The organism is Lysinibacillus sp. K60, from assembly GCF_019731275.1.
In the GTDB taxonomy this organism is placed as follows: Bacteria; Bacillota; Bacilli; order Bacillales_A; family Planococcaceae; genus Lysinibacillus; species Lysinibacillus capsici.
In genome coordinates this window covers 50,098-71,056 of the sequence record NZ_JAASJR010000008.1, presented here as the reverse complement: position 1 = coordinate 71,056, position 20,959 = coordinate 50,098, and the positions used below count along the sequence as shown (strand labels likewise).

Below are 20,959 nucleotides of genomic sequence, written 5' to 3'. Positions count from 1 at the left end.
GTCTTTTTATGGTTTAAACAGTTTAAACCAGCCTTTATGTTTAAAGACGGCCAACATAAAGATAACGATAATTATCATAATCCCGAGTACAATAAAATAGCTGTATTGCCCATGTAGCTCAGGCATGTTATCGAAATTCATCCCATACACACCAGCAATGAAAGTAAGTGGTATAAAGATAGTTGATACAATTGTTAAAGTCATCATAATACCGTTCATTCGGCTAGAACTCATAGCCATATAACTATCTCGCATATCTGCTGTAAGCTCTCGATTAGATTCAACCATCTCTGTTAGCTTAAGTAGATGGTCGTAGATATCTCCAAAATAAGCTCTCTCCGATTTTTTTAGTGAGAAACGGTAAGAATTAAGAATGCGATATAAAAGGTCACGCATTGGTAAAATAGTACGTCTTAAGTCAAGCAAGTCACTACGGAACTCGAAGACAATTTTCATGGCATTTACATTACTTTGGTATGTAAGTTCACCTTCTAAAGCATTTAGATGATCTTCAATTTTGTAAACGAGTGGAAAATAACTATCAACAATTTTATCAATGGTTTGATACGTTAGGTATACAGTACCTCGCTCCCAATTCTTCGGTTGGTTTTCCAGCATTTTTTGCACCTTCTCTATCTCAGGGACAGGATTTTTATGGAAGGTTATGATGAATTTATTGGAGGCAAAAATATTAACCTCCTCCGCAGCTAACGTCTCTTCGTTTACTCGATGAATGACAAAGAAATGAAAATCATCATAGAAATCGAGCTTAGGACGCTGCAACCTCATTAAGCAATCTTCAATAGCAAGAGGGTGAAAGTGGAAAAATGTATCCAACAATAATTCTTCCTCCGCTGTAGGACAATTAAAATCAACCCAATACCATTCAAATTCTTGCTGATGTATCTCTTCTAATGGAAAATCCTTTAACAATTGTTGCTGCTTTGTAATGCCGATGGTGCTTATCACGGTTTTCACCTCAAATTATTTACTACAAAATAGTTAGCGATCCTCTTTAAAGCATACCCAACCACCGAACAAAGTAGTGGCAAAAAATCTAGAAGGTTTAGTAAAGCCCGCACTTTGTAAAAGTGTTAAAATTTCCTCTTCACTCATAAAAGAAAGGGAACGAATGGATTTTTCCATCTCTGCTACTTCGGATAAAGAAAGTCTAGTATGCTGTAGCCAATAAGAACGCCATAAATCAAATTGTAGTTCTGTTTCTAAAGATCCTAGCTGACCATATTTTGAAACAAGGACAAACGGTGCTCCAGGTTTCAAATATCTTGCTATTGCTTTTATTGTTTCTAGCTTTTCTTTATAATCGTGAATAAAATGCAAGACGAGAACACAACTTGCTGCATCATACTGAGTAGAGGACAGCGAAGCATCTAGTATTGTAGCCTGATGGAATGACATATTATTTGGTAGAGTGAGCAAACGCTCTTTAGCTATAGTAAGCATGGATTCTGATGGATCAATGCCAGTAAATGACCAGTGAGGTCTTCCTTCTGCAAGCTGTATAATTTCATTGCCACTCCCTGCTCCCACGACTAACATGTTAGCATTTTCTGATAGCCTAGAATGATAAAAAGTTTGTATTAAACGTAGCATGGTATCATAACTAGGCAATGTACGGCGAATACCCTTTTCATATTCATTTGCTAATGTGTTGTTAAATTCCAACGCTCCTCACAGCCTTTCAAAAAAATTTTAAAAAATCCTTCTTAATGTGAAACTATTGCGGGTATAGTTCCGTAAATAGTAGTACATAAAACATAGAATAAAGTTCAAAGAAAGGGTTGATATATATGGAGTCTAAATGGTCTAAAGTAATCATACACGCAAGTGCATTTTTTGCGCCATGGTTAGTGCCCATTATTTTCTTTTTAATTAGTTCGGATGAGGAAATAAAGGCAATTTCTATTCAAGCACTGCTATTCCAAATTGTCATGGGTGTTTTAATTGCTATCTCTGTTGTTTTAAGCTTTGTCCTTATTGGCTTACCATTTTTAATCATTTTCGGCATTATGCTATTTGTGGTACCGATTATCGGTATCGTAAAAGCATTGTCTGATGAACCTTGGCGTTATCCAATTGTTGGTCGCTGGGTATAATTTTCATAGACGCAAGTATATGCTAGTTGCATATGCTTGCGTTTTTTCTATGACGAATAAGGGTACATTAGGTGTATGAGGAAATTATTAAACCGTAAACAAATGATCGAAAAGTGCCTTTTTCGTTTATTAAAAAGCCATTTTCAAGACTTTCCACTTTTCTATGGGCGAAATCATTGCAATTTTTTTCAAGCGTTTTGTATAATATACTCAAAGAAAGTCAAAGATAGTCAAAGTCAGTGAAGCAAGCGAGGTGTATTCCTAAAATGCGTAATATATCAGACATCATAGAGGGTTACTTAAAGCAAGTACTTGAATTAGGTGGGGAAGGGCATATTGAAATTAAACGTAGTGAAATTGCTGATAAATTTCAATGTGTACCATCACAAATAAATTATGTTATTAATACAAGATTTACTGCCGAGCGGGGTTACCTTGTTGAGAGCAAACGTGGTGGTGGTGGATACATTCGAATTTTACGTGTCCGCGCGAATTCACAGATTGATTTGATCGACGATGTTCTCAGGCAAATTGAAGGTGGGGCATCACAAACGATGGCAGAAGATTTGGTTTATCGACTCATTGATGAGCAGGTAATTTCCAAGCGAGAAGCGAAATTAATGTTAGCAGCAATTGATCGCTCCACGATCGACTTGCATCTCCCATTAAGAGATGTCATTCGATCAAAAATATTGCGAGCAATGCTGACAACAATAAAATATGAACAACAAAAATAGTGAGGTGATGGAAATGATATGCGAACATTGTAAACAACGTAATGCGACAGTTACAGTAACACAAGTTCAAAGTGGGCAAAAAGTAGAGCATCATTATTGTGACGTCTGCGCCTCACAATTCCATCCATTTCATGCAGAGTTTAAACAAGAGCCAGTATCTATTCAACAGTTATTGTCTAACTGGTTTGGCTCTCCTACATGGCAAAAGGTGGGGGAAAAACAACAGGTACAACCACAGCAGCAAACATGCCCACAATGTGGATTTTCGTATAAGCAATTTTTAAAAGAAGGAAAATTCGGGTGCCCAAGCTGTTATGACACATTTGGAGATCATTTGCCAAAGCTTTTTAATCGTATTCAGGCAGGTCCACAACACATTGGTAAAATGCCTGGTGCTCGCAGTAATGTGTATGTTATTAAAAAGCAAATAGAGGATATCCGCAAGCGTATGAAATCCGCCGTAGATGAAGAAAAGTTTGAAGAAGCGGCGAAGCTACGTGATGAAGTCAAAGAGCTAGAGAAGCATCTACAATTTGAAGGTGGTGATGTGACATGATGATTGAATCATTTTTAGAGCGTGCGACACCAACATGGATGCATATCAAAGATGATTACTCAGATATCGTCATTAGTACACGGATCCGCCTTGCACGAAATTTAGATGGCTATCGTTTTCCATTAGCATTTTCAGAAAATGAGGCACTGCAAGTGGAACAGGCCGTTACACATGCAATCAGCGATAGCCCAACGCTTCAAAATGATTATGCTTATTTTGCTATAAAGGATTTAACCCCTTTACAGCGTCAAATTCTTGTAGAAAAGCATTTGATTAGCCCGCAACTGGCTAAAAAAGAGCAAGTGGGCTCTATACTACTCTCTGAAGATGAATCCGTTAGCATTATGGTGAATGAAGAGGATCATTTACGCATTCAATGTATGACAGCAAGTTTTCAACTTCAAAGTGCCTATGAACAAGCAAATAAGATTGATCGTATCCTAGAGAAAGTATTACCATATGCTTTTCGAGATACTTTTGGTTATTTAACAAGCTGTCCAACGAATATTGGTACGGGGCTACGAGCATCCGTCATGATGCATTTACCCGCTCTTACATTAACTGGGCAAATGAATCAAATTATAAATGCCATGACACGCTTAGGAATGACTGTAAGAGGTATATATGGTGAAGGAAGCGAAAATTTAGGGAATGTTTATCAAGTCTCTAACCAAATTACACTTGGGAAGACAGAGGAAGATATATTAGCAGATATACAAAGTGTCGCTGAAAAGATTATTCAAAAAGAGCGACATGCAAGAGGTAAATTAATGGAAAAGGCAGAGCTTGCGCTAGAAGATCGCGTATATCGAGCTTTAGGCACACTTACACATGCAAGGATTTTAACAAGTGAGGAAGCTGCTACTTGCCTATCTAATGTTCGTTTAGGAGTAGATTTACAATTGATTGATGGTATACAAGCAACGACCTTAAATGAATGTGTTGTTAGTATGCAACCAGGTTTTTTACAGCACTATGCAGGTGAGGCATTACCACCTGCTGAACGGGATCGTGTACGAGCGGAGATGCTTCGTGAGACATTATCCCAAGAACATGCGAATAAGCCTATAAATGGGGAAAAAGGAGAGGATTTATATGATGTTTAATCGTTTTACACAACGCGCGCAAAAAGTATTACAGCTTGCTCAGGAAGAGGCTATTCGTTGGAAGCACGAATCTATCGGTACAGAGCATATTCTATTAGGGCTTATACGTGAAGGCGGCGGTATTGCTGCGAAAGCGTTAGAAGCCATTGATATTAGTCCTCAAACGATTGAAGCTGGCATTGAAGAATTAGTTGGTAAGGGCAAAGAAGATGTCGGTCCAATCGTTCATTATACGCCAAGAGCTAAAAAAGTAATTGAATTATCTGTTGATGAGTCACGTAAATTGGGTCACTCCTATATCGGTACAGAGCATTTATTATTGGCGCTTATACGTGAGGGTGAGGGCGTGGCAGCTCGCGTTTTAAACAATGCGGGAGTCGGCTTAAATAAAGCTCGCCAGCAAGTATTATTGCTATTAGGTAATAATGATAATGCACAATCTGGCCAACAAGCAGCTCAAGCTGCCAATACACCAACATTAGATAGCCTAGCACGTGATTTAACACAAATTGCACGTGAAGGTACATTAGACCCTGTCATTGGCCGAAGCAAGGAAATTACACGAGTTATTGAGGTTTTATCGCGTCGTACGAAAAATAACCCTGTATTGATTGGTGAGCCAGGTGTTGGTAAAACAGCGATTGCTGAAGGATTGGCACAGCAAATTATTAATAATGAAGTTCCAGAAATCCTTCGTGACAAACGTGTAATGACCTTAGATATGGGGACAGTTGTTGCAGGTACAAAATATCGTGGAGAATTTGAAGATCGTTTGAAAAAAGTGATGGATGAAATTCGCCAAGCAGGCAACATCATTTTATTTATTGACGAATTGCATACATTAATTGGCGCGGGTGGTGCTGAAGGTGCGATTGATGCATCAAATATCTTAAAACCATCTTTAGCACGTGGTGAACTTCAATGTATTGGTGCCACAACACTTGATGAGTACCGCAAGTACATTGAAAAGGATGCAGCCTTAGAGCGTCGTTTCCAACCAATCCAAGTGGATGAGCCGACAGTGGAAGAGGCTATTCTAATTATTCAAGGCTTACGCGATCGTTATGAAGCGCATCACCGTGTGAAAATTACAGATGAAGCGATTGAAGCAGCGGCCAAAATGAGTGATAGATATATTTCTGACCGATTCTTACCAGATAAAGCGATTGACTTAATCGATGAAGCGGGTTCTAAAGTACGCTTACGCTCATTCGCAGTGCCACCAAACTTAAAGGCGCTTGAGGATAAGCTTGAAAATGTTCGTTCTGAAAAAAATGCAGCCGTATCAGGTCAAGAATTTGAAAAGGCAGCAGCACTAAGAGATACAGAGCAAAAGCTGAAGGATGAAATTGAAGTTACCCGAAAAAATTGGAAAGAAGAGCAAGGTAAAGCCGAATCTAAAGTAACTGTGGATGATGTAGCAGCAGTTGTCTCAATGTGGACAGGAATTCCAGTAGCTAAAATTGCTTCTGAAGAATCTTCCAAGTTATTACAGCTCGAAGAAGAGTTACACAAACGTGTAGTAGGGCAAGGAGAAGCGGTAGAAGCAATTTCTCGTGCAATACGTCGTGCAAGAGCAGGCCTAAAGGATCCAAAACGACCAATTGGTTCATTTATCTTCTTAGGACCTACAGGCGTTGGTAAAACAGAGCTTGCAAGAGCACTTGCTGAAGTAATGTTTGGCGATGAGGATGCGATGATTCGTGTTGATATGTCCGAGTATATGGAGAAACATTCGACTTCTCGTCTAGTAGGTTCACCTCCAGGCTATGTAGGCTTCGATGATGGTGGCCAACTGACAGAGAAAGTTCGTCGTAAGCCATATTCAGTCGTTTTATTAGATGAAATTGAAAAGGCACACCCTGATGTATTCAATATTCTATTACAAGTGCTTGAAGATGGTCGTTTAACAGACTCTAAGGGACGTGTAGTAGACTTCCGCAATACAGTGGTCATTATGACTTCAAACGTTGGTGCGGATGCATTAAAATACCAAAAGAGCCTTGGTTTCAATGTAGGCGGTGCAGAGTCTAAGCATAAAGACATGAAGGGTACGATGTTAGAAGAATTGAAAAAAGCATTCCGTCCAGAATTCTTAAACCGTATCGATGAAATGATTGTCTTCCACGCATTAGAAAAAGAGCACTTAAAAGAAATCATTGCGATGATGGGCAATGCTTTAACAAAACGCTTGAAAGAGCAAGATATTTCGTTAGAGTTGACTGATGCAGCACTTGAGAAAATTGCTGAAGAAGGCTATGACCCTCAATATGGTGCTCGTCCACTACGTCGTGCATTACAAAAACAAGTAGAGGATCGATTATCGGAAGAATTACTAAAGGGTAATGTAGAAAAGGGTAATCAGGTTATCATTGATTACGTAAACGATGAGTTTGTTGTAAAGAAAAAAGAGGGAGTATCCATCTCTAAATAATTTCAAGGAAAGACAGTGAGGCTTTAAGTGCCAAGCTGTCTTTTTTTCTGTACAATTAAGGATAAGAACAAATATTCGAGGTGAAAGCAATTTGGCAAAGAAAAAAACGAAATTTGTATGTTCAGGCTGTGGCTATGAGTCTGCTAAATGGATGGGAAGATGCCCTGGGTGTGGTGAATGGAATAAAATGGTGGAAGAAGTAGAGATGGTTGCAAAAGGTCCACGAGGAGCATTTCAACATTCTGCTACAGTCACACAAAAGGCAATCCCGATTATCCAAGTGGAAGCTACTGAAGAATCGCGTGTAGCAACAGAAATGGGCGAACTCAATCGTGTATTAGGCGGGGGCATTGTACCTGGTTCTCTAGTATTGATCGGGGGCGATCCTGGAATAGGGAAATCAACATTACTATTACAGGTTTCCGCATTACTATCGAATAAAGGGCATCGCGTACTTTATATTTCTGGAGAGGAATCTATTCGTCAAACGAAATTACGAGCAGAGCGTTTAGGAGTGATTTCTCAAGAGCTTTACATATACTCCGAAACAAACCTAGAGTTTTTAAACCAAACCATTGATGAAGTACAGCCTAAATTTGTTATTGTCGATTCCATACAAACGGTCTTTCATCCAGAAGTAACAAGCGCCCCTGGTAGTGTCTCACAGGTTCGTGAATGTACAGCTGAGCTGATGCGAATCGCTAAAACCAAAGGCATTGCTATTTTTCTAGTAGGGCATGTAACAAAAGAGGGACAAATTGCTGGGCCACGTATTTTAGAGCATATGGTGGATACTGTACTGTACTTTGAAGGGGAAAGACATCATAATCATCGTATTTTACGAAGCCAAAAAAACCGCTTCGGATCTACAAATGAAATTGCTATATTTGAAATGCTTCAAGGAGGGTTAAAGGAAGTTCTAAACCCTTCGGAGTTATTTTTACAGGAGCGTTCACAAGGTGCGGCGGGGTCAACTATTGTAGCATCAATGGAGGGGACAAGGCCAATCCTTGTTGAAATTCAATCCTTAGTTACACCTACAAGCTTTAACTATCCTAAACGTATGGCCACAGGTGTCGATCAAAACCGAGTACAATTGCTAATGGCTGTACTAGAAAAGCGTATGGGTCTCATGCTACAAGCTCAGGATGCATATATTAAAGTTGCTGGTGGTGTCAAGCTGGATGAGCCAGCAATAGATTTAGCAGTGTTGACAAGCATTGTATCTAGTTTTAAGGATCAGGCAGTGCGTGCAACGGATTGTTTTATTGGTGAGGTCGGACTAACAGGTGAGGTCCGTCGGGTATCACGTATAGAACAGCGGGTCATTGAAGCGGCGAAGCTTGGATTTAAAAGAGCCTTCATTCCTTCTTCCAATATTGGTGGTTGGGATTTTCCGCAGGGAATTGAAATTGTTGGTGTAGAAACGATAAAAGATGCACTAAATGCATGCTTTAGAGAGTTATAAAGGAAAATGTGCATGTTGGATATTAATCTGACATGCATTTTCCTTCAATTTTTGATGCGAATATCGGAAACTCAAATAAAAGAATAATCGTCCTAAATAATAGCTGATGAATGAATAAAGGATTGTCATCTAGTACGAACAAAAATAGAAATTTGTGAAATTTTGTCTAACTAACTTATCCTTGTTACACAACATCAAAAATAATGAGAATTTGACTGAGCTCATGAAAGATTTTCTGCCATAAACTATGTATAATCTTAACTAACAATTAGGAGGTGACAGCTTGTGAAAAAATTTGTTCAAATTGCGTTTTTACTGATTGGAGGAGCATTGGGCCTTGTTTTCTTACCGCCATTATACGAATTGCTTCATTTATCATCTAATCCTTGGCTAGATAATCCTTATGTATCAGTAGCTCTAGGCGCACTTTTACTGTTTACACTATCTTTTGCATTTTCCGATTACTTTGTAAGGCTCATTAGCTGGATGGAAGAAGTTCTGTTTAAGGTTCCTATCGGAGATTTATTATTTGGTACGTTTGGTTTAATAATTGGGTTGATTGTCGCTTACTTTTTAGGCTTTGCCATTGATAGTGTAAAATTCCCTGTTATCACAGAAGTACTCCCTATCATCCTGTCATTTGTATTAGGGTATTTAGGGTTCCGACTAGGTTTTAGAAAAAGAGATGAGCTCATACAGCTTTTTACATTACGTAGTACCAATACGAAGAAAAAAGCTGCTGAAGGTGCTGAAGCTCAGGAGGTTCGTGGAAGCTACAAACTGCTAGATACAAGTGTAATTATCGATGGTCGTATTGCTGATATTTCTGAAACAGGCTTCATTGAAGGTATATTAGTTGTACCTCAATTTGTGCTCACAGAGCTTCAGCATATAGCTGATTCTTCTGATACCTTAAAGCGTACAAGAGGTCGGCGTGGTTTAGATATTTTAAAAAAATTACAAGATGAGCGTAAGACAAAAGTTGAAATTACGGACGAGGATTTTGAAGATGTACAAGAGGTAGATTTAAAGCTTGTCCGTCTTGCAAAAAAAATGGGCAACGATACATGCATCGTTACGAATGATTTTAACCTGAATAAAGTCTGTGAGCTCCATCATGTAAAAGTCTTAAATATCAATGATTTAGCGAATGCAGTGAAACCTGTAGTCATACCAGGTGAAGATATGCAGGTTGTGGTTATAAAGGATGGTAAAGAGCATAACCAAGGAGTTGCCTATTTAGATGATGGTACGATGATTGTGGTTGAAGGTGGTCGTAGTTATATCGGACAGGCAATTACAGTTACAGTTACTAGTGTGCTGCAAACATCGGCAGGTCGTATGATATTTGCTAAGCCGAAGGACGATTAGGATGTGGGAAAATGCAATATGAAGTGGTTCTACCTGCTGCTGGAAGTGGTAAGCGTATGGGAGCAGGGCAAAATAAATTATTTTTAAAGCTTTTAGAGAAACCTATTCTGGTACACACACTAGAAGTGTTTCAACAAGATCCCGCTTGCACAGGTATTTGGCTCGCTGTAAAACCAGAAGAACGTGGATTTGTTCAAAAAATGCTAGAGGACTATAGGATTACCAAAGTGAAGGGTTTACCTGATGGGGGTGCTGAGCGACAGCATTCGGTCCATTCGTGCATGAAAGAGATGCAACAGGTAGATATTGTGCTTGTCCATGACGCAGCACGCCCGTTTATTACGCATGATATCATTGCAAAGCTTGTACAGAACGCGCATAATCACGGTGCAGCAATAGCAGGGGTTCGTGCGAAAGATACGATGAAAAAAGTATCACAGAATGGCATTATAGAGGAAACAGTTGATCGAGAAAGCCTTTGGATGGTGCAAACTCCACAAGCATTTCGTTTTGAATTAATTATGGAAGCGGAGGACGTAGCTGAAAAGGTAGGTTTTCTTGGGACAGATGAGGCAATGCTAATGGAGCGTCTCGGACATCAGGTACACATCGTAGAAAGTAGTTATGAAAATGTAAAAATGACAACACAAGAAGACTTAGTATTTGGTGAGGCAATCTTGCGTAAGCGTGGATCATACAATCATTAAGAAATATTATTTATAGAGGCTATTCATTCGTAGTTTTTTGAGGATGGATAGTCTTTTTTATTTGTTTTGGTTGGGGAAAATTGTATGGTCAGAATGCCTTATTGCTTCGTAATCTGTTCATCTATATATGTATGATAATAATGACATTTTGCTAGTCGAATTAGATGCGAAGGCGTAGGAAGAGAATAAAAAGTTGGAATAGCTCAAATAAAGTGGTTTTATCCATTTGTGATCGTTTTACGTGTAAAATGAAATAGTGGATATATGATTAATAAGGTAATAGAATAGATGAAAAGATGTGAGGGGTGTTTATTGTGTCATTAAATGATTGGTTAAATCAAAAGGTTCCAGAAATTACAGGTTCATTAACTAGTATAAATAAACAGTACATCGACGTTGACAACTCAATAGGCTTTGATGGACGGGATCGGGTTATAAAAATAATTGATAATTTCCATGAGGTGCTGTTCCCTGGTATTTATATGACAAGACCTATTGATGAAACAAGGGTGAACGTAGTTTGCAGTAATAAGCTACGTGAAACAGCATTAGATTTGCGGGATATTATCGAAAAAGTATTATTTTATAATATGGAGGACAGTGATCCTGCCAATTGCGAGAAGTATTGCCGTGAACAAGCAGACAAAATTGTTATGAATTTGATTAATCGATTTCCTGCCATTCGCCAAGTGTTACAAACAGATATTCAAGCGGCATATAATGGTGACCCTGCAGCTCTTTCCACAGAGGAGATTTTGCTAAGTTATCCATCTATTGTGGCTGTTTATATTCACCGCATCGCACATGAGTTATACGAAATGGGCGTACAAATTGTGCCTCGTATTATGTCAGAATATGCACACCGATTAACAGGTATCGATATTCATCCAGGGGCTACCATAGGAGAATCTTTCTTTATTGACCATGGAACAGGTGTCGTTATCGGTGAAACTTGTACTATCGGTAAGAATGTAAAAATTTATCAAGGTGTAACATTAGGTGCACTAAGCTTCCCGTTGGATGAAAATGGTAATCCGATTAAGGGCATTAAGCGTCATCCGAATATTGCTGACAATGTTGTCATTTATGCTGGTGCTACTATTTTAGGGGGCGAGACGACGATTGGGCATGATTCCGTCTTAGGGAGTAATATTTGGCTAACACACTCCGTTCCCCCTTATTCACGTGTCTATAATTCACAGCCATCTCCGAATATTAGCAACAGTCAAATGAAAAATATAGAGTATCATATTTAAAGAATATGGGGCAGTCTAGAGAGTGTAGCTTTCTAAACTGCCCATTACTGCTATAGGAGGATAATTATTAAAGCGCTTTTCAAACAACCTAGGGCAAATTTTGATATGATAATGATAAATATTAATTAAAGGAAGATGAATATGTTTCGAATTGGACAAGGTTTTGACGTACATGCATTTGAAGAAGGTCGTCCATTAATTATTGGGGGCATTACCATTCCGCATGAAAAAGGACTCGTAGGACATTCAGATGCGGATGTTCTTTTACACACTGTCACAGATGCAGCTTTAGGAGCAATTGGAGAAGGGGATATTGGCCGTCATTTTCCAGATACAGACCCTGCATTTAAGGACGCGGATTCAGCAAAATTATTAGAGTATATTTGGAAGATTGTTGAGGACAAGGGTTATTCTCTAGGTAATGTCGATTGTACCATTATGGCACAACGTCCTAAAATGGCACCCTATATTGGGCAGATGCAACAACGTATCGCTGAATTATTACACGCAGAGCCTTCACAGGTAAATGTTAAAGCAACTACAACTGAACGATTAGGTTTTACAGGTCGCGAGGAAGGTATTGCGGCAATGGCAACGATTCTATTGATCAAGAAATAAATGTGGATGAACCCCGCTTTTATTTCCTGTAACAGAGTGGTAAAATGAACAAAGTCAATTTTTGATCGAAAATTTAGGAGGCTTTTAATTATGACGAAAGAAGTTCGCGTTCGTTACGCGCCATCTCCAACAGGTTATTTACATATCGGTGGAGCGCGTACAGCATTATTCAATTATTTATATGCAAAACATCATAACGGTAAATTCATTGTACGTATTGAAGATACGGATATTGAACGTAATGTAGAGGGCGGAGAAGCATCTCAGCTAGATAACCTAAAATGGTTAGGTATTGAATATGATGAGTCCATTGATATTGGTGGACCTTATGCGCCTTATCGTCAAATGGAACGTCTTGATATCTATAAAGAACACGCTGAAAAACTATTAGAGCAAGGTGTAGCCTACAAGTGTTTCTGTTCTTCTGAAAAGCTTGAAGCATCTCGTGAAGAACAAAAAGCAAGAGGTGTAGCTGCTCCTACTTATGATGGTACATGTCGCCACTTATCAGCAGATGAAGTCGCTGCTAAAGAAGCGGCAGGTGAGCCATACACAATCCGTATGCGTGTACCTGAAAATGTAACATACGAATTTGAAGATCTAGTTCGTGGACAAGTTACATTTGAGTCTAAAGATATTGGTGATTGGGTACTTGTAAAAGCTAATGGTATTCCAACATATAACTATGCAGTTGTTTTAGATGATCACTTTATGGAAATCTCTCACGTTTTCCGCGGTGAGGAGCATTTATCGAATACACCTAAGCAAATGATGATCTTTGATGCATTTGGTTGGGAATATCCACGCTTTGGTCATATGACATTAATTATTAACGAAAACCGTAAAAAACTATCAAAGCGTGATGAATCGATTATTCAATTTGTTACGCAATATAAAGATTTAGGTTATCTTCCTGAAGCGATGTTTAACTTCTTTGCGCTACTTGGTTGGTCTCCAGAGGGAGAAGAAGAGATTTTCTCAAAAGAAGAATTTATCAAAATTTTTGATGAAAAACGTCTTTCAAAATCACCATCTATGTTCGATAAACAAAAGCTAACATGGATGAATAATCAATATATTAAAAAGTTGTCTTTGGAAGAAGTTGTAGCATTATCTTTACCACACCTACAAAAAGCAGGCTTATTACCTGAAGAATTGACTGCAGAGCAACATGCTTGGGCGACGGATTTAATCGCGCTTTATCATGACCAAATGAGCTTTGGTGCAGAAATTGTCGAATTATCTAGCCTATTCTTTAACGACCATATTGAATATGATGAAGAAGCAAAAGAGGTTTTAGCAGGAGAGCAAGTACCTGAAGTAATGGCAGCATTTAAAGCGCAATTGGAAGAGCTAGAAGAATTTACACCAGATGCGGTAAAAGCTGCAATTAAAGCTGTACAAAAGACAACTGGTCATAAAGGTAAAAATCTGTTCATGCCAATCCGTGTTGTGACAACTGGTGAAACACATGGACCAGAGTTGCCGAACGCCATTTGTTTAATTGGTAAAGAGAAATCAATTGACCGTGTGGAGAAATTTGCACAATAAAGATAAATTTATTGACAATTCATTCTTTCGTTGTAAAATGTATTTACATTGAAAAAGCGTTGATAAGGAGAAGTAAGTGGCGCATGCTCTTAAGAGAGGACCATCATCGGCTGAAAGTGGTCTGAGCCTAGGCAAAACTGAAATGCACCTTTGAGCATAAAGCTGAACGAGAGTAGGCTTTATCGAATCATCCCCGTTAATGGATGTCCAAAGTGGAAGGCTTTTTGTCTTCAATCAGAGTGGAACCACGCAAATCGAGCGTCTCTGTCATTCCTTTTAGGAGTGATAGAGGCGCTTTTTTTATTCAACAGAAAAGGAGAGTGAAATACAATGGGTATTCAAATTTTTAACTCATTAACACGACAAAAGGAAACCTTTGTACCGTTGGAAGAGGGCAAGGTAAAAATGTATGTCTGCGGTCCTACGGTTTATAACTATATCCATATTGGGAATTCACGTCCTGTAATTGTTTATGATACAGTACGTCGTTATTTTCAATATAAAGGCTATGATGTAAAGTTTGTTTCCAATTTTACGGATGTAGACGATAAAATTATTAAAGCTGCAAATGAGCTTGGTGAAGAAGTACATGAATTAACAGAGCGTTTTATTGCAGCCTATTTTGAAGATGTTACAGCACTGGGATGCAAAAAGGCAGATGTTCATCCACGTGTGACAGAGCATATGGACGATATCATTCAATTTATTCAAGTGCTAATTGAAAAGGGCTACGCTTATGAGTCTGCTGGAGATGTGTATTACCGTACTCGTAAATTTGATGGCTACGGTAAATTATCACACCAATCAGTTGACGATTTAAAAATCGGTGCTCGTATTGAAGCAGGCGAGAAAAAAGATGATGCGTTAGATTTTGCTTTATGGAAAGCTGCTAAGCCAGGTGAGATATTCTGGGAAAGCCCATGGGGAGATGGCCGTCCAGGGTGGCATATTGAGTGTTCTGTAATGGCTCGTGAACATTTAGGAGATACTATTGATATTCATGCAGGTGGGCAGGATTTAACTTTCCCTCACCACGAAAATGAAATTGCTCAGTCAGAGGCACACAATGATAAAACATTTGCGCGTTATTGGATGCATAACGGGTATATTAATATAGATAATGAAAAGATGTCCAAATCTCTTGGGAATTTTATTCTTGTGAATGATATCCGTAAACAAATTGACCCGCAGACATTGCGTTTCTTCATGCTATCTGTCCATTATCGTCATCCAATTAACTTTGCGAAGGATCTAGTAGAAGCTGCTGCGTCAGGTTTAGAGCGCATTCGTACAGCATACAACAACGTGAAGCACCGCCTTACGACTACCGTAAGCTTAGGAGATCATTCAGAAGAATGGCTGAACAAAATTACGGAACAAAAAGCGCATTTTGAAGAGGCAATGGACGATGATTTTAATACAGCCAACGCTATTTCTGTATTATTTGAAGTAGCTCGTATTGCTAATATTTACTTAAATGAAGCCAATACTTGCAAGAAAGTATTAGAAACCTTTATTGAAACCTTTGAAGTACTAGGTGACGTCTTAGGTATTGAATTTGCAAAAGAAGAAGAACTATTAGACGAAGAAATTGAAGCATTATTACAAGAGCGCGTCGAGGCACGTAAAAATCGTGATTTTGCTCGTTCTGATGAGATCCGTGACCATTTGCAAGCCCAAGGTATCATTTTAGAAGATACACGACAAGGAACTAGATGGAAACGAGGGTAATTAAGTTGGATAAACTTCGCAATGAAGATGTTAAACAATTAAAAGCGCTGGCGTTAGCCTATATGGGTGATGCCGTATTGGAACAAAAGGTCCGAGAATATTTGCTACGCTCTGGTCGTGTTAAACCAAACACACTACATCGAGAGGCAACTCGCTACGTTTCAGCAAAAGCGCAATCTATGATCGTTCATCGCATGATAGATGAAAATTATTTAACAGAGGAGGAATTGGCTGTGTTCCGCCGTGGACGCAATGCCAAATCCGGCTCTGTACCAAAAAATACGGATGTCCAAACCTATCGTAATAGCTCAGGCTTTGAGGCGGTGCTTGGTAGTTTATATTTATTGAATGAACTAGAACGCGTCTACGAAATCATTGCATATGCTATTCAAATAATCGAGGAATCAAAAGGAGTGTCTAAATAATGGCAGAACAGAATGGTGAAATTATTGCCGGTAAAAACCCAGTGTTAGAAGCACTTCGTTCAGGCCGCGATATGAATAAAGTATGGATTGCAGAAGGAGTAAAGAAATCTGGCGTCAATGAACTGCTAGATTTAGCCCGTGAACGTGGTGTTATAGTTCAATTTGTCCCAAAAAAGAAAGTTGATCAATTATCAAGTGCTAATCATCAAGGAATCGTTGCTTCTGTTGCCGCTTATAAGTATGCTGAACTTGAGGATTTATTTGCAGCAGCGGCTAATAAACAGGAAGATCCTTTTTTCTTAATCTTAGATGAGTTAGAGGATCCTCATAATCTAGGGTCTATTATGAGAACGGCTGATGCTATAGGGGCACATGGTATTATTATTCCTAAGCGCCGTTCAGTGAGTTTAACAGCAGTAGTGGCAAAGGCATCTACAGGAGCGATTGAACACGTTCCAGTTGTACGTGTAAACAACCTTGCTCAAACAATAGATGAATTAAAAGAACGCGGTATATGGATTGCAGGGACAGATGCAAAGGGATCTGCAGATTATCGAAAAATGGATGCAACATTACCATTAGCCATCATTATCGGTAGTGAGGGCAAAGGGATGGGGCGTTTATTAAAAGAGAAATGCGATTTTTTATATCACTTACCGATGGTTGGGCATGTCACATCACTGAACGCATCAGTAGCAGCGGCTTTATTAATGTACGAAGTGTATCGTAAACGTCAAGAAGCGATTGAATAACAATGAAAAACATTTTGCTTGTTGATGGCTATAATATGATTGGATCTTGGAAAGAGCTGCGGCCATTGCGTGATACGAATTTTGAGGATGCGCGTAGAAGGTTGATAGAACTCATGGCTGAATATAAAGCAGCGATGGGTTGGCGCGTAATTATTGTTTTTGACGCACATCTTGTACCAGGAGTAGAGCAATCTTATATAGAAAATGATGTAGAAGTCATTTATACACGAAAAAATGAAACAGCAGATGAACGTATTGAAAAAATGACACATGAATTAAAGGCTAGAAATGTACAAATTCATGTAGCAACTTCTGATATGGCAGAGCAAAGTGTTATATTTGGGAATGGTGCCTTAAGGAAATCGGCTAGAGAGCTAGAAATTGATACAAGTATTATCCAACATAAAATTACTCACGATGTGAAGCGGAAGCAAGAAAGTAAGCCGCCTTCTCGTATAGAATTAAAGCCAGATGTTGCGCTCGCGTTTGAAAAATGGCGACGAGGGTTGAAATGATTGATTGACGCATATTTTCCAATTCCGTTATACTGTTTCTAATTATCTGTTGTGGCTGAGGTGATACCATGTTTAAAAATAGCATTGTACAAGTGACACAAGATTTTGAACGATTCAATGATGAAGAGCTTATTGAAATGGTGCATCAAGGTAATACAGATGCGTTGGATTATTTGATTACGAAATACCGTTTGTTAGTAAGAGCGAAGGCAAGATCCTATTTTTTAATCGGAGCAGATAAGGAAGATATTGTACAAGAGGGCATGATAGGCTTATATAAAGCGATTCGTGATTTTAAAGGTGATAAGCTTGCATCATTCAGGGCTTTTGCAGAGTTATGCATTACAAGGCAGATTATCACAGCTATTAAAACAGCAACTAGGCAAAAGCATATACCTCTAAATTCCTATATTTCTTTGGACAAGCCTATATTCGACGAAGAGTCAGACCGAACGCTTATGGATGTACTAACGGGTGCTATTATGGATGATCCAGAAGAATTGATGATTCATAGAGAAGAGTTTGGATATTTAGAAGAAAAGATGAGTGAGATTTTAAGTGAATTAGAGCTACAAGTTTTAGCCTTATATCTAGACGGTCAGTCTTATCATGAAATTTCCGCCAAATTAAATCGTCATGTGAAATCTATCGATAATGCATTGCAGCGGGTAAAACGTAAATTAGAACGTCATTTAGTCCTTGAGGAAATGTCTTAGCCCATATAGGCTTTATTGACATTGACAAATATAGGTGTTAGTCTTAAAAAGACAAAGTGCCGAAAAAGGTGATTATATGGCAAAAAAAGTCGTGCTAAATTGTGAGAAATGTGGTTCGAGAAATTACACGTTCCCAGCTAAAGAAGGTTCAACTGTACGTCTCGAATTAAAGAAATTTTGCTCGCATTGCAATGAACATACAATGCATAAACAAACGCTATAAAATGATATGTAAATAGACAGATTTGATTGATTCGGAGGTTAAGCTAGAATGGGCAAGATCAAAAGCTTTTTCAGCGATGTAATGTCAGAAATGCGCAAAACAAGCTGGCCGAAAAGTAAAGAACTGACGAAATATACAGTCGTTGTAATTTCAACTGTTGTCATTATGGCTTTATTTTTTGTGTTAGTTGACTTAGGTATTTCATCATTATTCCGCTGGTACTTAGATTTATAATTTAGTAAATAGCATATTTTTGAAATAGCCCGTCCATTGCAATAACGGGTTTTTTCGTTTGTTTTATCTTCATTCAGCAGAAAACTCCATCTAATTGGATCGATGAGATGGGTGAAGTGAAGCGCAAAGCAGTAAAATCTCCTCATTATGATAAATACTACTAGGAGAGTATGATAGTAGCGATAGATGACTATGCTAGTTTCGGTATATATCATCGAGCTTTCGCAAGTAATTAGCGAAAGCTATATTTTTCTAATGAGATGTTTGTGAAAAGAGTAAAAATGCATTGAGCGTATCGCGATTCATTTTCACTTTTATTTGTAAGGGAGGGACGGACGAGGAGTCCTAGTAGTTATGGAGAAAAATTGGTATGTTGTTCATACGTATTCAGGGTATGAAAACCGTGTAAAAGCAAACCTAGAGAAACGTGTAGAAACAATGGGAATGCAAGATAAAATCTTCCGTGTGATTGTTCCTGAGCACGAAGAAACAGAAATGAAAGATGGAAAAAAACGTACAATGATGCGTAAAGTTTTCCCTGGTTATGTGTTAGTAGAGTTAATCATGACAGATGATTCTTGGTATGTAGTTCGAAATACGCCTGGTGTTACGGGCTTTATCGGTTCATCTGGTGGAGGAGCAAAACCAACACCGTTATTACCTGAAGAAGCCGATCGTTTACTGCAGCAAATGGGTATGACCGATAAAGTTGTAGAAGTGGACATTACTGTTGGTGAAGCAGTAGAAGTATTAGAAGGGCCGTTTGCTCATTTCCAAGGGCGTGTTGAAGAAATTGACACAGAAAAAGGTAAAATTAAAGTGACCGTTGATATGTTTGGTCGCGAAACAATTATGGAGCTAGATTTCGAACAAGTTCAAAAATTATAGTTCTAACAATAGAACACTACATGCTAATTGGTAGATGTTTCGCAGATTTTGTTAATTACTACTTGCTTAAAAAAAGTAAAAGTGGTATCATTTCATAGGTCAGACTGTCATACTTTTGTTTGACGTCTGTAATGATAATTTTAATGTTATCGGCACTTAGCTGACAGACAGATATTGAGTGGGAGGGGCAACCCAATTACCACATCACGGACTTAAGGAGGTGTGTCTCGTGGCTAAAAAAGTTATTAAAGTTGTAAAACTTCAAATCCCTGCTGGTAAAGCTAACCCAGCTCCACCGGTTGGTCCTGCATTAGGTCAAGCGGGTGTGAACATCATGGGATTCTGTAAAGAATTTAATGCGCGTACTGCTGATCAAGCTGGTCTTATTATCCCAGTTGAAATTTCAGTATTCGAGGATCGTTCTTTCACTTTCATTACAAAAACTCCACCTGCAGCAGTTCTACTTAAAGTAGCAGCTGGTATCCAATCTGGATCTGGTGAACCAAACCGTAAAAAAGTGGCAACGGTTAAACGTGATAAAGTTCGCGAAATCGCTGAAACTAAAATGCCAGACCTTAACGCTGCTTCAGTAGAAGCTGCTATGTTAATGGTTGAAGGTACTGCACGAAGCATGGGTATTGTTATCGAAGACTAATCCCATTTACTTGATGTTTTGTTTTTTGGAAGGTTGCGAAGTTTCTTTGTGAACACGCAACCTTTATTCGTGGGAGGTAAAATCCGCTATAACCACAATCAAGGAGGAAATATATAATGGCTAAAAAAGGTAAAAAACTGCAAGATGCAGCAAAATTAATTGATCGTAACGCACTATACACTGCACAAGAAGCAATCGAACTTGCTCAAAAAACTAGCACAGTAAACTTCGACGCTACTGTAGAAGTTGCTTTCCGCTTAGGTATTGATACTCGTAAGAACGACCAACAAATCCGTGGCGCAGTAGTGCTACCAAACGGTACTGGTAAAACTCAACGCGTATTAGTATTTGCAAAAGGTGAAAAGCTTAAAGAAGCTGAAGCAGCTGGTGCTGACTATGTAGGCGATGCAGAATATATCCAAAAAATCCAACAAGGTTGGTTTGACTTCGATGTAATCGTAGCAACTCCTGACATGATGGGTGAAGTTGGTAAACTTGGTCGTGTATTAGGACCTAAAGGTTTAATGCCAAACCCTAAAACTGGTACAGTTACTTTTGATGTAACAAAAGCTATCGAAGAAATCAAAGCTGGTAAAGTAGAATACCGTGCTGATAAAGCTGGTATTATCCACGCTCCTATCGGTAAAGTTTCTTTCTCAGCAGAAAAATTAGTAGAAAACTTCTTAGCTGTTTTTGATGTAGTACAAAAAGCAAAACCTGCTGCAGCTAAAGGTACTTACATGAAATCTGTAAATGTTACAACTACAATGGGTCCAGCGGTTAAAATTGACGCTTCTAACGTAGTAGTAAAATAATTTATATATATGTATTGACGATAGTGGCTATACGTGATACTATAGTTGCTGTTGTGAATTATCCATTTGTACCGTAGACAGTAG

23 protein-coding genes and 2 other annotated features (1 of these 25 cut by a window edge) are annotated in these 20,959 nt (G+C 38.6%); of the genes, 21 read left to right on the top strand and 2 right to left on the bottom strand.

Features of this window, described 5'->3' with window-relative positions:
• Positions 1-6: 6 nt before the first annotated feature.
• Together corA and HCH28_RS17365 are read right to left on the bottom strand one after the other, a co-directional pair.
• Positions 7-969, bottom strand: coding sequence for a magnesium/cobalt transporter CorA (gene corA, locus HCH28_RS17370; protein ID WP_004233569.1), 963 nt, complete (start codon positions 967-969; stop codon positions 7-9).
• A gap of 33 nt (positions 970-1,002) precedes the next feature.
• Entirely contained in the window at positions 1,003-1,686 is a 684-nt protein-coding gene (locus tag HCH28_RS17365) for a class I SAM-dependent methyltransferase (protein WP_221682392.1), read from the bottom strand.
• Positions 1,687-1,811: 125 nt separating this feature from the next.
• Between HCH28_RS17365 and HCH28_RS17360 the strand changes: the two genes are divergently transcribed.
• The 21 genes from HCH28_RS17360 to rplA all read left to right on the top strand — a co-directional run bounded on the left by HCH28_RS17360 (position 1,812) and on the right by rplA (position 20,875).
• Positions 1,812-2,117, top strand: a complete 306-nt coding sequence (locus HCH28_RS17360; RefSeq protein ID WP_004233571.1) for a DUF4870 domain-containing protein — start codon at positions 1,812-1,814, stop codon at positions 2,115-2,117.
• A 266-nt stretch (positions 2,118-2,383) separates the two neighbouring features.
• Positions 2,384-2,854: a CtsR family transcriptional regulator gene (locus tag HCH28_RS17355; protein ID WP_004233573.1), complete on the top strand. Its 471-nt coding sequence runs from the start codon at positions 2,384-2,386 to the stop codon at positions 2,852-2,854.
• Between the two features lie 13 nt (positions 2,855-2,867).
• Entirely contained in the window at positions 2,868-3,410 is a 543-nt protein-coding gene (locus tag HCH28_RS17350) for a UvrB/UvrC motif-containing protein (RefSeq protein WP_221682391.1), read from the top strand.
• On the top strand, positions 3,407-4,516 hold the full coding sequence (gene mcsB / locus HCH28_RS17345) for a protein-arginine kinase McsB (protein ID WP_131521806.1): 1,110 nt from the start codon (positions 3,407-3,409) through the stop codon (positions 4,514-4,516). The genes HCH28_RS17350 and mcsB overlap by 4 nt, the downstream gene beginning before the upstream one ends.
• Positions 4,506-6,950 carry an ATP-dependent Clp protease ATP-binding subunit gene (locus HCH28_RS17340; RefSeq protein WP_221682390.1) on the top strand — a complete coding sequence of 815 codons (2,445 nt, stop codon included), beginning with the start codon at positions 4,506-4,508 and terminating at the stop codon, positions 6,948-6,950. The genes mcsB and HCH28_RS17340 overlap by 11 nt, the downstream gene beginning before the upstream one ends.
• A gap of 91 nt (positions 6,951-7,041) precedes the next feature.
• On the top strand, positions 7,042-8,418 hold the full coding sequence (radA, locus tag HCH28_RS17335) for a DNA repair protein RadA (protein WP_221682389.1): 1,377 nt from the start codon (positions 7,042-7,044) through the stop codon (positions 8,416-8,418).
• A 285-nt stretch (positions 8,419-8,703) separates the two neighbouring features.
• On the top strand, positions 8,704-9,789 hold the full coding sequence (locus tag HCH28_RS17330) for a PIN/TRAM domain-containing protein (protein WP_131521807.1): 1,086 nt from the start codon (positions 8,704-8,706) through the stop codon (positions 9,787-9,789).
• Between the two features lie 11 nt (positions 9,790-9,800).
• Positions 9,801-10,496 carry a 2-C-methyl-D-erythritol 4-phosphate cytidylyltransferase gene (ispD, locus tag HCH28_RS17325; RefSeq protein WP_221682388.1) on the top strand — a complete coding sequence of 232 codons (696 nt, stop codon included), beginning with the start codon at positions 9,801-9,803 and terminating at the stop codon, positions 10,494-10,496.
• A gap of 314 nt (positions 10,497-10,810) precedes the next feature.
• The gene (epsC, locus tag HCH28_RS17320; RefSeq protein WP_004233580.1) at positions 10,811-11,752 is read left to right on the top strand and encodes a serine O-acetyltransferase EpsC; all 942 of its coding nucleotides are present in this window, start codon (positions 10,811-10,813) and stop codon (positions 11,750-11,752) included.
• Between the two features lie 141 nt (positions 11,753-11,893).
• Positions 11,894-12,370 carry a 2-C-methyl-D-erythritol 2,4-cyclodiphosphate synthase gene (gene ispF, locus HCH28_RS17315; protein WP_004233581.1) on the top strand — a complete coding sequence of 159 codons (477 nt, stop codon included), beginning with the start codon at positions 11,894-11,896 and terminating at the stop codon, positions 12,368-12,370.
• A gap of 90 nt (positions 12,371-12,460) precedes the next feature.
• A complete protein-coding gene (gene gltX, locus HCH28_RS17310; protein ID WP_221682387.1) occupies positions 12,461-13,921 on the top strand; it encodes a glutamate--tRNA ligase in 1,461 nt (486 codons plus the stop codon).
• Positions 13,922-13,971: 50 nt separating this feature from the next.
• Positions 13,972-14,190: a binding site (T-box leader), on the top strand.
• A 61-nt stretch (positions 14,191-14,251) separates the two neighbouring features.
• Positions 14,252-15,652, top strand: coding sequence for a cysteine--tRNA ligase (gene cysS, locus HCH28_RS17305; RefSeq protein ID WP_221682386.1), 1,401 nt, complete (start codon positions 14,252-14,254; stop codon positions 15,650-15,652).
• Complete coding sequence (locus tag HCH28_RS17300; protein WP_009373982.1) at positions 15,637-16,077, top strand: Mini-ribonuclease 3; 441 nt, start codon at positions 15,637-15,639, stop codon at positions 16,075-16,077. Before cysS ends, HCH28_RS17300 begins: the two co-directional genes overlap by 16 nt.
• Positions 16,077-16,829, top strand: a complete 753-nt coding sequence (rlmB, locus tag HCH28_RS17295; RefSeq protein ID WP_004233585.1) for a 23S rRNA (guanosine(2251)-2'-O)-methyltransferase RlmB — start codon at positions 16,077-16,079, stop codon at positions 16,827-16,829. The genes HCH28_RS17300 and rlmB overlap by 1 nt, the downstream gene beginning before the upstream one ends.
• A 2-nt stretch (positions 16,830-16,831) precedes the next feature.
• Positions 16,832-17,344 carry an NYN domain-containing protein gene (locus HCH28_RS17290; RefSeq protein ID WP_054548958.1) on the top strand — a complete coding sequence of 171 codons (513 nt, stop codon included), beginning with the start codon at positions 16,832-16,834 and terminating at the stop codon, positions 17,342-17,344.
• Positions 17,345-17,412: 68 nt separating this feature from the next.
• Positions 17,413-18,060 (top strand): RNA polymerase sporulation sigma factor SigH, encoded by a 648-nt coding sequence (gene sigH / locus HCH28_RS17285; RefSeq protein WP_004233587.1) that lies wholly within the window; start codon positions 17,413-17,415, stop codon positions 18,058-18,060.
• Positions 18,061-18,136: 76 nt separating this feature from the next.
• Positions 18,137-18,283: a 50S ribosomal protein L33 gene (gene rpmG / locus HCH28_RS17280; RefSeq protein WP_004233588.1), complete on the top strand. Its 147-nt coding sequence runs from the start codon at positions 18,137-18,139 to the stop codon at positions 18,281-18,283.
• A gap of 48 nt (positions 18,284-18,331) precedes the next feature.
• Positions 18,332-18,517 carry a preprotein translocase subunit SecE gene (secE, locus tag HCH28_RS17275; RefSeq protein ID WP_004233589.1) on the top strand — a complete coding sequence of 62 codons (186 nt, stop codon included), beginning with the start codon at positions 18,332-18,334 and terminating at the stop codon, positions 18,515-18,517.
• 354 nt (positions 18,518-18,871) lie between these two features.
• Positions 18,872-19,405, top strand: a complete 534-nt coding sequence (gene nusG / locus HCH28_RS17270; protein ID WP_004233590.1) for a transcription termination/antitermination protein NusG — start codon at positions 18,872-18,874, stop codon at positions 19,403-19,405.
• A 229-nt stretch (positions 19,406-19,634) separates the two neighbouring features.
• Positions 19,635-20,060, top strand: coding sequence for a 50S ribosomal protein L11 (gene rplK / locus HCH28_RS17265; RefSeq protein WP_004233593.1), 426 nt, complete (start codon positions 19,635-19,637; stop codon positions 20,058-20,060).
• Between the two features lie 116 nt (positions 20,061-20,176).
• Complete coding sequence (gene rplA / locus HCH28_RS17260) at positions 20,177-20,875, top strand: 50S ribosomal protein L1 (protein ID WP_004233594.1); 699 nt, start codon at positions 20,177-20,179, stop codon at positions 20,873-20,875.
• Between the two features lie 53 nt (positions 20,876-20,928).
• Positions 20,929-20,959 (top strand) — a sequence feature (ribosomal protein L10 leader region) (it continues 115 nt past the right edge of the window).